This window comes from Kribbella pittospori, from assembly GCF_004331465.1.
GTDB lineage: Bacteria > Actinomycetota > Actinomycetes > Propionibacteriales > Kribbellaceae > Kribbella > Kribbella pittospori.
The window spans coordinates 376435-389905 of the sequence record NZ_SJKB01000001.1; the positions used below are offsets into that span (position 1 = coordinate 376435).

13 protein-coding genes and 1 pseudogene are annotated in these 13471 nt (G+C 66.0%); 1 reads left to right on the plus strand and 13 read right to left on the minus strand.

The features are described from left to right. Positions 1-183: 183 nt before the first annotated feature. The 9 genes and pseudogenes from E0H73_RS01785 to E0H73_RS01820 all read right to left on the minus strand — a co-directional run bounded on the left by E0H73_RS01785 (position 184) and on the right by E0H73_RS01820 (position 7971). Positions 184-1038 carry a Shedu anti-phage system protein SduA domain-containing protein gene (locus E0H73_RS01785; protein WP_165555456.1) on the minus strand — a complete coding sequence of 285 codons (855 nt, stop codon included), beginning with the start codon at positions 1036-1038 and terminating at the stop codon, positions 184-186. Between the two features lie 164 nt (positions 1039-1202). Beyond that, positions 1203-1982 carry an IS21-like element helper ATPase IstB gene (istB, locus tag E0H73_RS01790; protein WP_131350300.1) on the minus strand — a complete coding sequence of 260 codons (780 nt, stop codon included), beginning with the start codon at positions 1980-1982 and terminating at the stop codon, positions 1203-1205. Next, positions 1979-3654, minus strand: a pseudogene (gene istA, locus E0H73_RS01795) (IS21 family transposase). The gene istB and the pseudogene istA overlap by 4 nt, the downstream one beginning before the upstream one ends. A 104-nt stretch (positions 3655-3758) precedes the next feature. Beyond that, positions 3759-3944, minus strand: coding sequence for a hypothetical protein (locus E0H73_RS46995; protein ID WP_238163753.1), 186 nt, complete (start codon positions 3942-3944; stop codon positions 3759-3761). 131 nt (positions 3945-4075) lie between these two features. Then, a complete protein-coding gene (locus E0H73_RS01800; RefSeq protein WP_131350302.1) occupies positions 4076-4909 on the minus strand; it encodes an alpha/beta fold hydrolase in 834 nt (277 codons plus the stop codon). A gap of 27 nt (positions 4910-4936) precedes the next feature. Further along, on the minus strand, positions 4937-5359 hold the full coding sequence (locus tag E0H73_RS01805) for a DoxX family protein (RefSeq protein ID WP_090791372.1): 423 nt from the start codon (positions 5357-5359) through the stop codon (positions 4937-4939). A 103-nt stretch (positions 5360-5462) separates the two neighbouring features. Continuing rightward, the gene (locus tag E0H73_RS01810; RefSeq protein WP_131350304.1) at positions 5463-6308 is read right to left on the minus strand and encodes an ABC transporter permease; all 846 of its coding nucleotides are present in this window, start codon (positions 6306-6308) and stop codon (positions 5463-5465) included. Next, positions 6305-7270 (minus strand): ATP-binding cassette domain-containing protein, encoded by a 966-nt coding sequence (locus E0H73_RS01815; RefSeq protein WP_131350306.1) that lies wholly within the window; start codon positions 7268-7270, stop codon positions 6305-6307. Before E0H73_RS01815 ends, E0H73_RS01810 begins: the two co-directional genes overlap by 4 nt. Positions 7271-7374: 104 nt before the next feature. Further along, the gene (locus E0H73_RS01820; RefSeq protein WP_131350308.1) at positions 7375-7971 is read right to left on the minus strand and encodes a PadR family transcriptional regulator; all 597 of its coding nucleotides are present in this window, start codon (positions 7969-7971) and stop codon (positions 7375-7377) included. A 124-nt stretch (positions 7972-8095) separates the two neighbouring features. On the opposite strand from E0H73_RS01820, the gene E0H73_RS45710 reads away from it, so the two are divergent. After that, positions 8096-8245, plus strand: a complete 150-nt coding sequence (locus tag E0H73_RS45710) for a hypothetical protein (protein WP_165555457.1) — start codon at positions 8096-8098, stop codon at positions 8243-8245. Between the two features lie 303 nt (positions 8246-8548). Here the strand turns inward: E0H73_RS45710 and E0H73_RS01825 are convergent, their stop codons facing one another. From E0H73_RS01825 to E0H73_RS01840, 4 genes are all read right to left on the minus strand, one after another. Further along, positions 8549-9700, minus strand: a complete 1152-nt coding sequence (locus E0H73_RS01825; protein ID WP_202867165.1) for a helix-turn-helix domain-containing protein — start codon at positions 9698-9700, stop codon at positions 8549-8551. A gap of 20 nt (positions 9701-9720) precedes the next feature. Beyond that, the gene (locus E0H73_RS01830) at positions 9721-10479 is read right to left on the minus strand and encodes a hypothetical protein (protein WP_131350310.1); all 759 of its coding nucleotides are present in this window, start codon (positions 10477-10479) and stop codon (positions 9721-9723) included. A 318-nt stretch (positions 10480-10797) separates the two neighbouring features. Continuing rightward, entirely contained in the window at positions 10798-12450 is a 1653-nt protein-coding gene (locus tag E0H73_RS01835) for a UvrD-helicase domain-containing protein (RefSeq protein WP_131350312.1), read from the minus strand. Between the two features lie 18 nt (positions 12451-12468). After that, positions 12469-13233, minus strand: a complete 765-nt coding sequence (locus tag E0H73_RS01840) for a toprim domain-containing protein (RefSeq protein WP_131350314.1) — start codon at positions 13231-13233, stop codon at positions 12469-12471. Between the last annotated feature and the right edge of the window lie 238 nt (positions 13234-13471).

Below are 13471 nucleotides of genomic sequence, written 5' to 3' on the forward strand. Positions count from 1 at the left end.
AGACTGTGGTCGACGGGAGTTCGCACCACGAGTAGCCCCACGCGGAACGCCGTCGCCGTACTCTCCTCTGAGGCTACCGACGCCTGACCTGCGGATTTGATTGGCGCGCCCGGCAGGACTCGAACCTGCGACCAACGGATTAGAAGACCGAAGTGCGTGTCCCAGACGATGTCCGGCGACGATTTAGCTAAGTGCGCTGCTGTCAGGCGGATCTGCGAGGAGTCGATGGAGTCCCTGGGGGCGGGCCAGTACCTCATCGAAGGTGATGACGTTGACCGTGCCGAGACCGTCGCGATATCGCATGAACGACTGGGCTTGTTCCGCGTTTAGAGGCTCGGCGGTGCCGGCGAGCACTGCCCCGCGCACGACGCAGTTCTCGATCGGCGCGAGTTCTGGTGTCCTCGCTATGAGGGTGGGAAGCTCGACGCGAGTCGACTCGATTTGAGCTTGGATCTGGGCGACGGCGCCGGACAGTTCAACGTTCGGAGGATAGATGTTTCGGTAGGGGCTTCCGAGAAGCCTGGCGGCCGGCGTCTTGATCTCAACTAGGTGAGCACTTCGCGTGATGCTGTTGATCAGCATGAAGTCTGCGATGCGTGCGCCCCGGCCAAGGGCGTCGCCGCTTCGGACGTGCAGTTGTGGTCTGTAGAGCGCGACAGGTGCGGCGAACAGCTGTTGAAGCGCGAAGGTATTCAATACGAAGAACTCCTGCCAGTACCCCTCGTCTGAGCGGTGGCCGCCCTTCAGGCCGGCCGCGAACTGCTCGATGAGTACTTCCAGAGTCACGAGTTGGATGTCGTGACGGAGCTTGCCAAGTTCTGCGGGCGCCTCGGTAGCTGCAGCACGGGACTGAGTCGCGGCCTCTCGGAGGAGCAAGTTGCGTTCCTCTGGTTGCATCGCGGGCTTCCCGGCAAGGTCTCCCTCCATGGCCCGGATAATCGGGTGCCTCCCAACAAGGGGATTCTGTGGTTCGGCACCAACCAGATCGGCGAGCGCGTTGTGCGACTCCGCGGAGTTGCCAGCCATAGTCGCCCTCATCGACTGGCTCCTCCCCATACCAGTCAGCCGCTGAGCCAGCCTCGATATGGTGGCTGCGGAGGTTTCGTCCGACACCGCTTGTTGGCGAGTTCTGACACCGCCGGGCACGTGTCGGTGCCGCGGATGTTGGTTTGCGTCGACACCGCTTCCGCGCCCGACGGGTGTCAGGTTGTCCGCTGCTTTGTGGCTTGGGCCAGACGGTAGGAGTCGGTGCCGGTCTCGAGGATGGTGCCGCCGAAGGTGAGTCGGTCGACGATGGCTGCGCATAGCCGGGGGTCGGTGAAGGTCTTGGTCCAGCCGCCGAAGGACTCATTGGACGCGATCGCGACCGAGGCCTTCTCCTCACGCTCGGTGAGGACCTGGAAGAGGAGTTCCGCGCCGCGGCGGTCGAGTTGCATGTAGCCGAGTTCGTCGATGCACAGCAGGTCGACGCGGCCGTAGCGGGCGATGGTCTTCGCCAGCGTCATCTCGTCGGCGGCCTCGACGAGCTCGTTGGCAAGCTGGGTCGCCAGGGTGTACTTGACCCGGTTGCCGGCCATGGCGGCCTCGGTGCCGAGTGCGATCAGCAGATGGGACTTGCCGGTGCCGGAGTCCCCGATCAGACACAGCGGCTGTCCCTTCTGGACCCATTCGCACTTGGCGAGGGTGTGGATCACGGCGGGATCGATGTTGGGGTTGGCGTCGAAGTCGAAGGCCCGCAGGGACTTCTCGCGGGGGAACTTGGCGGCCTTGATCCGGCGTTCGGACCGGCGTCGGGCGCGATCGTCGCACTCGGCAAGCAATAGTTCGGCGAGGAACCCGCGGTAAGACATCTGCTCACGCCCTGCCCGGTCGGCGTAGTCGGTGAAGGAGTTGCGGATGGTGGGCATTCGCAGCATCCGGCACGCTTGGTCGATCGCGGCGTCGGCTGCTTCTTCGGTCATTCCACGGCGCTTGGTGGTCACGGTGCGGCTCCTTCGTTCGGGGTGTCACGTCGGCTGGCCAACAGCTGGTCGTACTTCTCCACGCTCGGCAGCGGCCGAGTGTCGGCCGGGATGTGGGCGCGGAGCCGGCGCTCGGTCAGCGATCGCACGGCAGGGATCTCGCCTTCTCCGCGTGCCCTGTCGCCGCTCATCAGGGACTGGTGGTCCGCTGTCGTGTCGTCGGCTCCGCCATCTGCTGTGTCGTTGTACTTGCGCGCTTCCAACGCGACAGCGTCCGCGGTGAGCGCGCCTGCACGCAGCGCCGTCGCGAGTCCGGCGACGACGTGGTCGTGTGGAAGGTGCCGGTGCAGCATCAGGACCTCAATGAGGGCACGGGTGCCGTCGGCGTCACCGTGGGCCTTGCAGGCCGCGGCCCACCAGGCGTCGTGAACGGGCGTGAACTGCCCGGATGCCCTGGCCTGCTCCAGCGCTTTCGCACCGGGTAGCGCGCCCGGTTTGCGGAGGAGGACCTCGAGATAGTGGTCCAGGTCGACCCGGGTCGAGCCCTTGGTCATGAGCCGTTCGTGGCGGGCGATCTCGGTCCTGCCGTCGAACACGACCAGGTCGCTGGCGTTCAGGAGCACCCGGGCTTGACGGCCGACCATGCGCGCGGGCACGGAGTACTTGTTCATCCGGACCGTGACCTGGGCGTACCGGTCCACGCGCGGGGTGAACCAGCGGCCGGTCGAGAACGGCTCGGTCGGAAGGGGCGCGAGGAGTGGCTGCTCGGTGGCGAAGTGTTCCCCGACCGTGCGGGCGCGGGACCCGATCCGCCGGGCGTCGTCGGCTTCGTCCCAGGCGTCGACCATAGCGTTGAGCTCGGCGAGGGAGTCGACTTCTGGGATGGGGACGAGGTGGTTGCGTCGGAACCAGCCGATCTGCCCTCGACGCCGCCCTTCTCGTGCGCACCTTGGATTCCGGGCTGGCAATAGAAGGCTTCGATGCCGTAGTGGGAACGGACGGCGGTCCACCTGTCGGCCTCGACCCGCTGGGGGGAGAACCCGATCACGCTCGCGACGGCGGCCTTGAGGTTGTCGTAGCGGATCTTCCCGGTCGGCACACCGCCGAGCACGTTGAAGGCGTGGACGTGACCCTCGAAGAAGGCTTCCTGCCCAGCCGAGGCACTGACCCTGTGCACGGCCTTGCCCGAGTAGGAGAGCCGAAGGCTGAACAGCGTGCAGGTTACGAGCTCGCCGCGCAGGCGGATGGCGACGTCGCCGAAGTCAACCTCGGCCTCGCGGCCCGGGAGGTGCTCTTGCGGGATGAACGCGTTGGCAGGTTCCCGTCCGACCTCGACGCGAATCTCACGGCGTCGGGTGGCGGCGTACTCGCGGACCATCCAGTACGACACCACCCCGGCCCCGTCATGTTCGTCAAGCAGTCGATCGAAGATCCGCTTCGCCGTGTGTCGCTGCTTCCGCGGCGCGTCGAGGTCCGAGCGCAGCCAGTCGTCGATCACCACTCGGTACGCGTCAAGCCGTGAGCCGCGTTTGGGCGGTTGCTTTCTCTCCTTCGGCCATGCAGATTCCAGCGCCGCTGTCACGGTTCGGAAGCCGACGCCGTGCTTGCGCTGCAGCGCGCGGTTGGACATCCCAGATCGGGCATCCCGTCGGATCGCCGCGTACAGGTCGACCCGGCAACGCGGCGGCGTCATCGGTGGCACTCCTGACGTGAGCACGCCGTGGGCACGACTTTCGGCACCGGGCCACCGCCCCGGGAACGGTGACCGCATGCGACCACAGCCCGGAATCACTGGCCCTACCGAGGTGCCTGGTCATGTGCTGCGCAGGGCTTCGGTGGGCGGTACTGAGTCGGCCCGGAGTGCGGGGTACGACCGACGACGGAGCCGATGAGCAGCGAGCAGGCCACGTCGAGTCCCACTGAAGCCCAGGTCAGTACGACGGCCCGGCCTTGCGTGGTGACGAAGACGTTGGTGACGAGCACGCCCAGGATCAGGCCTGTGATGCCGCCGACGACATCAACCTCGACACCACCTGTCCGCCCGTGTCCCTGGCGCGACGAAGATCTGCTTGCGCGGTGCCTAATCGGTCTTCCCGCAACACCTCGCGGGCCCCTCAGTGTTCGCTGCTGAAGAACCGTAGCAACAGCGGGCCGACGGTCTGTGGGTCGACGACGTGATCCGGCCCCTCGAGGGTCTCCCGTTGAGCGTGGGGTAGTAGGTCTGCAAGCTCGTCGGCTGCGCGGTCGAAGAAGTCCGAGGGCAGGCCTGCCATATAGGGGGCCGTGATCGGTCCTCCGGTGGTGACCAGGACCGGTTGGGTGACCGTTGCCAGTCGATCGGCCGGCAATTGGTAGCGGTTGAGGAAGACGCTGTCGTGGACCAGCGTGGGCGCGAGGGCGACCGAATGCGCCCAATGCGCCGTCTGCTTGCCTGCCGCTTTCCTGGCCGCGATGTTGTCGTCGGAGGCGCCGGTCATGCGCATGAACAGTTCGAGAACCTCCTCGTCTCGCCCGGCGTCGAAGGCGCGTCGGGTGTCTGCGATGTACTCCTCGAATCGCGGGCGTATGTCGTCCCCGACCGCGTAGGGCACCTCCCACACGGCGATCGTGTCGATGGCTGACCCGGCCGCGGCGGCTTCCAGCGCCAGCGCGCCGCCTGAGGACGCCCCGAACAGGTGTGCCGAGCCGCCCGCCTCCGCGATCAACGCATCCAGGTCCTCGATCTCCCTTTCCACGGCGTAAGGCTCGGTGAAGCCGCTCGCGCCGCGTCCCCTACGGGCATAGTTGTAGACCGTGAAGTGCTCGGCGAGAGCCGGCGCCAAGGGAGCGTTCTCCACCCCTTCGTCGAGTCCCCCGCCCACCAGAATGACGGCCGGACCGCTTCCTTCCCTGTCGTAGGCGATGGTGGTGCCATCGTTTGATGTCACGCGAAAGGCCATCTCGTTCATCTCACATCTCCGTTCGAGAGGTTTGTCTCAGCGCCTGAGCAGCGTGCCGACGACGGCCTCGGTGCGCGACCACCGCGCCCTTGCGATCACGGCCGCCACGACGAGAAAGGCGAGCGGCAGCCAAGGGCTCTGCTCGAGCACGAACTGATCGGTGATGACAGCACCGGTCAGCAATGCCGCCAACCCGAGACTGGCCAGGCCCGCCAGAGCCGGGATCAGAAGTCCAACCCCTCCCGCGACCTCCAGCGCTCCGACCAGGTACCGGAGCCACTGGCCAGCCCCGATGTCGGCGAACATGTCCACCATGACCGGGTCGCCGGCGAGCTTCGAGATTCCGCCGCCGGCGATTATCGCCGCCAGCACGACTTGCAGAATCCAGACCCCGATGCTGCTCGCCCGCCCAGGCGTGTGCGCAACGGTTTCCGAGTTGTTCTTGGGGATGGTGCTCATTCGGCTCTCCTTGTCGTGTCCGGGTCTGGTACCGGTGATGGCGTTGGCCGAGTGGGCTGGGTTGTCGGAGTTGATTTCGACCAAGTGCTCGCGGTAGCGGCATCTACTTCTTGTTGCGGTAGAGGACCATGGTGATGGGACCGAAGACCGCGACGAGAAGTACGGACGAGACGAGCACCCAGCCGATTTCCCCGGCGGGCACCGAGCCGTCCATCAGGCCGCGTACCACGGTCGCCAGGTGGGTGATCGGGTTGACCTCGACGACCGCCTGCATCCACCCGGGCATCGTCTTCGGGTCCACGAAGATGTTGCTCCCGAACGTCAGCGGGAACATCACCATCATGCTGACCCCCGCCACCGAGTTCGGCGTGCGCAGGATCAGGCTGAGCATCGTCCACAGCCACGACAGGCAGAACGAGAACACCAGCAGCAGCACCACCGAGAGCACCACGCCGACGGCGCCACCCTCCGGCCGGAACCCTAGGACCAGTCCGAGCGTGATCACGATCGCCGACCCGATCGAGTAGCGCATCACATCGCCGAGCAGGGCGCCGACCAGCGGCGACGGTCGCCACACCGGGAGCGCCCTGAACCTGTCGAACACCCCCTTCTGGATGTCGGTGTTCAGCGTTATGCCGGTGTTCATGGTGATCATGACGTTCGCCTGCACCAGGATGCCGGGCAGCAGGAACTGTAGGTACTCCTGTGTCGACCCGGCGAGCGCGCCGCCGAACAGGTAGGTGAACATCAGTGTGAACATGATCGGGAACATGGTCACGTCGACGAGCTGCTCGGGCACGTGTTTGATCTTCAGCAGCGCCCGCCAGCCGAATGTCAACGAGGTGCGCACCGGGCCGGGGCGAGACGGCCGCTCGCCGGCCAACAGCACACTGCGCAGCGCGTCCTCGGTGACCGGCGCCGACGCCTGCTCCGCGGTCGTGGCATTCATGCGGCATCCTCCTCGGGTGTCTCTTCGGCGGGATGTCCGGTCAGGGTGAGGAACACCTCGTCCAGGCTCGGCTGACCGAGCGCGAACTCGGTGACGTCGATGCCGCTGCGGGACAGCTCGGCCAGGGCGCGGGCGACCCGCTCGCGGTCGGAGATCCGCGCGGACAGCGCGGCCGGGTCGGCGGACGGCTCGGCCGGCACCTCGAGGACGCCGGCGAGGACCCGTTCGGCCTCGGCCCGCTGCTCGGGCGCACGTAGCCGTACGTGCAGCGAGCCGGCGCCGACCGACGCCTTGAGCTCGCCGCTCGAGCCCTCGGCGATGACCTTCCCGTGGTCGATCACCGCTATCCGGTCGGCGAGCTGGTCGGCCTCGTCGAGGTACTGCGTGGTCAGCAACACGGTGGTGCCTTCGGCGACCATGCCGCGGACGATCTCCCAGACCTGGTTCCTGCTCCGGGGGTCGAGGCCGGTCGTGGGCTCGTCGAGGAAGATCAGTTCGGGGGTGACGACCAGGCTCGCCGCGATGTCGATGCGCCGGCGCATCCCGCCGGAGTACTTCTTCACCTGCCGGTCAGCCGCCTCGGCAAGACCGAACGCGTCGAGCAGGTCGGTCGCCCGCTCCCTGCCTCGGCGGCGTGAGTAGCCGAGCAGTCTGGCGAGCAGCAACAGGTTCTCCACCCCGGTGAGGTCCTCGTCGACCGACGCGAACTGCCCGGCGAGGCCCACCCTGCTCCGCACCGCCTGGGCGTCACGCACGACGTCGTAGCCGAGCACTTGCGCCTCTCCGGCGTCGGGGTGCAGGAGCGTGGCCAGCATGCGGATCGTGGTGGTCTTGCCCGCCCCGTTCGGACCGAGCACGCCGTACACGCCCCCGGCGCTCACGGCCAGGTCCACACCGGCGACCGCGTGGGTCGTGCCGAAGCTCTTCTTCAACCCTCTCGTCTCGATCGCGAGCGTTCCCATGGGTTCGATTCCTTCTCTCGGTGTTGCGAACGGATTGGTTGAGCGCTAGTCAAGTTTGAGTACTTGGCCAGAGTGCACGAGGAGGAACGTCTTGTCAAGTTTGATTAGAAGCGCATCTTGAGGGGATCGGGGACCGTTCGCCACGAACCCGGATCATCGGCCATGGTGTAGGCGCCCTCAGACAGTCGTTTGCTCAGGCTCTTCGCCCACTCCAGTTCGGTGCGTGCGTGTCCCGCCCACAGTTCGGCCTGATCGCGGACGTGCTCGGGGGTGTCCCGATTGGGGTGCTCCCGCCACTTGGCCTGCTCTACGAGCTCCGCTTCCAGGCGCGCGACCCGCTCGTTAACGTGCGCGATGGCATCTGTCCTGGTCAGCATGGGCAACATGGCGATGGACGCGTTGAGCATGTCCGGGTCGTGGGTGCGCCGCAGACCGTCGCGGACCAGTTCGACTATCTCGTCACGTCCCCGAGCTGTCGCGTGGTACAGAACGCGCTCCGGCCCGGAGTTGCCCGGCTCGGCGTGTTCGGTGAGGAGGCCATCAGCCGCCGCCTTCTTCAGTGCGTGATAAATCGAGCCGGGCTTGATCTTGGCCCAATTCTCCGCACGCCAGCTCTGCAGCAGTTCGGACCGCACCTGGTAGCCATGCGCGCCGCCGGAGAGGTGCACGATACCGAGTACCAGGAGCTTCGTCGCCGACATGCGCCCACCTCCGCTCAATCTGCTCGGACTCGCTCCGCTTGCGCGCCCGCCAGGGTTGTATCAACTCCCGCCAACACTAGGGTGCCCTCCTGGTCCGAGTGGTGTCAGCACTGACCTACAAACGGTGCTGGTGGAGACCTCCAAAGCCAATATGGAGCTCGGCGATCTGGTCGAACTGGTCTTTCAGCTCCATACCGGAGCGTGCGGTGGGGAAAATCTTCAAAACGTGTTCGCGTGGGACGAATCGCGCCATCGTCACTGGACCATCATTTGAATAAGAGTCCTGCCACTGAAAGATCGTCTCGGATCCATGCTCGAGGATCTCGACAGTTCCAGCTCGACTGTCGTATCGGGCCATGGCGACTACTCTCCAGGTGTTGTGCCGTCCGCGTGGGCGTAGCGTATGGGACGGAGCAATTGGGGGTGAAGGGCCTTGTCAGAAAGGATCTGCAGCACGGCTGCGACTCTGAGATACGAGCCAGCACGTCCGGTGGTCCGACACCTGCTTGTAGCACACGTCAGATCTTCCGGATTTGCCCTAGGACGTCTGCGGCGATCGCGATCTGGTCCGTGCCTGTTACACGAGTCTTAGCTGTGGCCGCGGGTCGTCCTGGCCGAGCAGGAGTCGTAAGCGCGGTAGTTTGATCTTCAGCTCGTCGGCCAGATTTCGTTGGCTCAATCCGTTGGCTTCAGCAAGCTCGAAGGCCCGCCGCAGCAGCGTCGGGGCCTCGCCTGGGTACCCGGCAACCGGTTCCGCGCCGAAGAGGTTGAGCTGCCGTAGTTGGTTAAGACGCTGGAACGCACGCCTGTAGGCGGGCTCGGATATGGCGCCGACTTCCCTGCATCGATAGATCAGGGACTCGACGGCAACGCCCCATTCCTTGCTAAGCCGATCAAGCGCGTGAAGGTCCATCCGTGCTGGCAGCATGGGGGTGATGACCGCGGCAGGAGTCAACAGCTCGGCAGCGAAGGCATCTGCCTCTCGCTCTTGCTGCAGATCGCCAGGCGCGACGTCGGGGTGTAGCAGCAGGTGGCCCAACTCGTGTGCCGCCGTGAAACGGTGCCGATACACGTCATCGGCTCTGTCCGGTGTGAGCACGACGATGGGGCGGGGGAGATGCGAGGTTGAGAACGCGTCGACGGTCGTGGTTGCTGCACCGGCGAACGGTGTCAACGTCACGACGATGCCGTGACGCTCCATGGTCCGAACGAGCTGAGGTATACGCCCAGTGCCAAGGCTCCACCGCCGCCGCAATTCCTGAGCCGCCGCAGCGGGCCCGAGCGGCATCTCATCTCTGCTGACCTCTCCCGCACTGAATCCGGGGAGATCGACAGCAGGCAGCTGTACTCGCTTCTCCAATGCGTAGACCAGCTCCCACGCTTGCTCGGTGAACGCGATTGCCTTGGCTCGCTGGATGGCGGGTGTCTTTCGCAAGCTCCTGAAATGGGCGGCTGAGCTCTCGAGGCGGGCGTAGGGCCGACCGGCCGCGAAGAACGCCGCCGGAACACTGAGGATCTCCGATAGGCCACCGACATGGTCTGGTCGGGGGGGATGGGTGCCGGCCTCCCATTGCCCCACCGCGACCGGAGAAACCCCGAGCCCGCCAGCCACTGACTTCTTGGTCATCCCAGCAAGGCGGCGCGCTTGCGTCAGCCGCGCAGGGTCGAATGCTGCCGCCACGGCTGCGGTCGACGCCAGCTCAGCGGGCTTCACTGGCTGCTTCTGCATCGGTGTCCATTCTCAGTCGCTCACTGCGGCTCATCGTCGCTGCCAACTTCCTGCTCCGGCGGCCCTGCTTCACTCGACGGTTCACCCGCGAGCGGCGACCGCACAGTTAGGCCGAAGTCTTCATCCGACGGTGCTCCGTCATCGAAGCGAGTCGAGCCGGGACCGTCGACAGGCTTGAGTGGCACCCGCAGTCCGCCGTAGCCGGCGTCCGGTCCCGGCCGGGACAGGCTTTCCCAATGAGGCCAATAGATTTGCCGCGAGTCCTCGTCAATCAGTTCGCAGTCACCCCAACCTAGCTCGAACATCCCAGCCGGGTTGCACGAGAAGCCGATGGTGACGACGGAGCCGAACCGCCTCAGCTGCTCGAGCAGCGCGTCCTCCTCCGCCTGGGCTGCCTCAATCTCGGCCTCGTCGACCTCGATGTCGTCGAACGTGAGCTGAGGGTTCCGGCCATAGCTCGGCGCGGCAAGCGTCAGCAATCCACGCCGGTAGTCGGACACGCTCCTGATTCTCGCGTTTGCGTGGCCGGTCTTGTGGTCGGTAGCAAATCGCAACGGCCACAACGCGACGCTCGTTTCCGCAACGACCAGGAGCTCAAACCGGCTCTTGCCTTGGTTGCCCTTGGCGGTTCTTAGCCCCGGAACCTGCTCGGCGAGGTTGAGCAGTTCCTCGTGTTGAAAGACCGCGAGCCCATTGCCATAGGCATCGTTGTGGGTCTCCTCCGAGGCGATGTGTCCTGCCAACGCGCGCTCATGCGCTCGCCAGATCGCCTCAGGCACAGCCCGGACCAACGCCGGTGCGGCCGCGCCGAACCGCTCAAAGGACCACTCGGATAGATCAGTTCCACTCAAGCCATTGCTCCTCACGCTTTAGGCGCGAAGCATGACTCGCGCTGTGACTTCACTTTAGCGCACGGATTGCTCGAAGTCATCTGAGTCGACGTGCGTGGCGCCAGTCGCGGCCGTCGTTCGGCGGTCGAATGAGAACGTCGGCGGTTCGATTCCGGCAGGCGCATCCGCCACCACAGCTAAGAGCCGTCAAGGCCCGGGCGCTGCCAACACTGCCGTTGCGCACGCATCCAGTCCGTCATGCCGGGCTCACGTCTGTTGGGCGACGATGCAGGCGTCAATGAACGGCAGCCACAGCCCGTGAAGGTTGTTGATGGCGTCTGGTACGACAATGTGGGCGCCCTCGCGCGCCCGGGTGAGGCACACGTACAGCAGCCGAGATCCTGTCGGGTAAGGCTCGGCTTCGTAGCCGTGGAACTCGTCGGGTTGGAGCAGCAGGACCGTCACGTCGGCTTCACGGCCCTTGGTCTGGTGCAGGTTCATCACCTGGACGGGTTTGGGGCGGCCAGCACGTGACCCCACGAGCGTGCCCACGCGGAGTTCCTCGACCTCGCTGGTCAGGTCTTCCAGCGACCCGCCGCGCTCGAGCACCCGTGCGACGCGCCGAAGTTGCCGGTTGGAGCGCAGCCAGGTGTCTTCTCCCCGCGGGAAACCTAGACGCTGATGCGCTCCGGCGAGGATGACGAGGAGCTCGTCGATGTCGGGCGGCACCTTGGCCGCGACCTGGAGGTCAAGTGCGACCCTCTTCAGCTCCGCCTCGAAGGCAGGGATGGTCTTGCGCACGACCGCGTCGGCGAATCTCTTTTTGGTGCGACCGTGCGCGATCGAGTGGACGTAGACCGCAAGGGCTTGCCGTGGACTGGCGTTTCCGTCAAGCGCCCAGCGCAGAAGGGAGAACTGCGCCTGGAGACCGTCACCGAACGCCTCGGTAAACCCGACCTGCTCATGGTCGATCCCTACTTCCGAGAGCACCGTGGACAGTTCGGCGGTGGCGGCATGCGTGTGGGTGAAGACGCTCACTGTGTTCCCTGCCGCCTGCTCTGCAACGACGACATGGGAAACCGCCTCAGCAAGGTTTGCGGCTGGGGCCAGGTGCAGGATTATCCTCGCGGTGGAGACGGCATACGCGATCGTCGGGTCGCCGAACCGGCGTTCCAGCGCAGCAAGTGCTGCGGCGGGGAGGGCGCCGGAGGGGTCCCGGTAACTCTGGGGAGGCAGCTCGATCATCGCCGCACCGGCGAGCGCAGATGCTTCGGCGATCCGTGCCTGAGGGTCGATGTTCTTCATGCCGGCATAAATGCACTGATTTGGGTCGCCCAGCAGGATTCGCTGGGCGTCCGGCGAAATGGTCTGGATGAACGCCCATTCCGCGTTGCTCGTGTCCTGGAATTCGTCGCAGATCACGGTCCCGTAGCGGCGCCGGTAATAGTCCCGGACCGTCGGCACCGCCAGGAGGGCGGATGCAGCAGGGACGAGCTCGTCGTAACTCACGCCGGGGAACCGGGCGGACACCTCGGACTCGGCGCGTGATTGGACACGAACAGGATACGGGTGACCGTAGAACCGCCCGAAGTCGTTGAGGATCCGCCAGGCTAGGCCGTGGAAGGTGACGACGTCGACCCGGTCTCGCAATGGCCCGAGAACTTCGGCGGATCGGTCGAGGATCTGGCTTACGGCGGTGCGGGAGAATGACACGAAAAGCACGCGCTTACGTGGTGGCAACCCGGCTAGGGCGCCCGGCCGTGTGGCAGCACGAGCTTCGGCCCGGCCGTGGTCTATCTCGGTCAGCCGCCGGCCGGCCGCTGCAGCAGCGGTTGTGGTCTTGCCGGAGCCCGCACCGCCGATAACGATCACGACCGGGTTCCTGGACGTGATGACGGCCTGCTGCTCGGCCGAGGGCATGTACGCCAACGCAGGGCCTTAGGCGGTGGTCGGATCGGGCAGATTGATGCGCTTCGGCCCCCGATACCCGGGAGCGCCAACGAGCGCGACGCCGAGCAGCGCGCTGTTGAGCACCGGCGGGAGCGTGCCGACCCGGGCGACGAGCGCGACGAGGAACTGCTCGTGCAAGCCGTTGCTATGCAGCGCCCTCATGACCGCCCTTGGCACTTCGTTGTCCTCCTTGCCGGCGGTTGGGTCAAGCTGCCCGAACTCGGCGAAGATGGCGGACGCGAGTCGAAGTTGGGCGGCGGTCGCGCCGACCAGGATGGCGCGCTCGATTGCCATCGCGTCGGGCAGGCGGACGACTGCGTCGCACATCTCCTCGATCTCCTGCAGCTTGTCCGCAGCTGTCTTCCCTGGGTCTCCGTCGATGAGCGCGACGACTCGGTAACCGAGCTGTTTGGCCAGATTGGCAACGCGCGGGATCTGCGTCGTCCCGCCGCCGGATCCCGTGTCAGCAGAGACGAGCCGGATGCCATGGGCAGCCAGGGGCAGTTCGGGCGCAGCACGACGACGGTCGGCTGCACTGAAGGCGGCGAGGTCATGCCGCCCCTCGCAAATCACTACCGTCGGGGTCGTGAGCGCAGGCAGGAGCTGGCCCTGGACGAGCCGGTGTACGACAGCCTCCTTGCGGTCCGCAGGCGGAGCAACCACATGCACGGCGCGGGCACCGGTATGCCGGGTCAGACGCACGATCTCTTCGACCTCGACGGCCCGGGCGGCATCCGCGCGCCGCGTGGTCAACCAGACCTGCGCGGATCCAGCCCGGAGCGCGGGGCCAGGTGCTCTGTCGCCGGGCCATCGAGTCCTTCACCGAGGTCGTCTCCGATGATCAGCGCGCCTTGGGTTGAGGAGGCCAGGATGAGCGCCTCGGAGGCGGCCAGGACCGCCGAGGTCGTCGAGCCATGGCTACTGAGAGGCAATGGTCCGGCCTGATCGAGACCCAGGACCGGCTGTACAGCTCGGAGAAGTCCGGCGAGCG

What these genes read in the sequence shown, in the direction of transcription:
- E0H73_RS01805 (WP_090791372.1), bottom strand. Translation starts at nt 5,359, where the DNA reads ATGAGCACCATCCCCAAGAACAACTCGGAAACCGTTGCGCACACGCCT.
- E0H73_RS01810 (WP_131350304.1), bottom strand. Translation starts at nt 6,308, where the DNA reads ATGAATGCCACGACCGCGGAGCAGGCGTCGGCGCCGGTCACCGAGGAC.
- E0H73_RS01800 (WP_131350302.1), bottom strand. Translation starts at nt 4,909, where the DNA reads ATGAACGAGATGGCCTTTCGCGTGACATCAAACGATGGCACCACCATC.
- E0H73_RS01820 (WP_131350308.1), bottom strand. Translation starts at nt 7,971, where the DNA reads ATGTCGGCGACGAAGCTCCTGGTACTCGGTATCGTGCACCTCTCCGGC.
- E0H73_RS01835 (WP_131350312.1), bottom strand. Translation starts at nt 12,450, where the DNA reads ATGCCCTCGGCCGAGCAGCAGGCCGTCATCACGTCCAGGAACCCGGTC.
- E0H73_RS01785 (WP_165555456.1), bottom strand. Translation starts at nt 1,038, where the DNA reads ATGAGGGCGACTATGGCTGGCAACTCCGCGGAGTCGCACAACGCGCTC.
- E0H73_RS01815 (WP_131350306.1), bottom strand. Translation starts at nt 7,270, where the DNA reads ATGGGAACGCTCGCGATCGAGACGAGAGGGTTGAAGAAGAGCTTCGGC.
- E0H73_RS01825 (WP_202867165.1), bottom strand. Translation starts at nt 9,700, where the DNA reads ATGCAGAAGCAGCCAGTGAAGCCCGCTGAGCTGGCGTCGACCGCAGCC.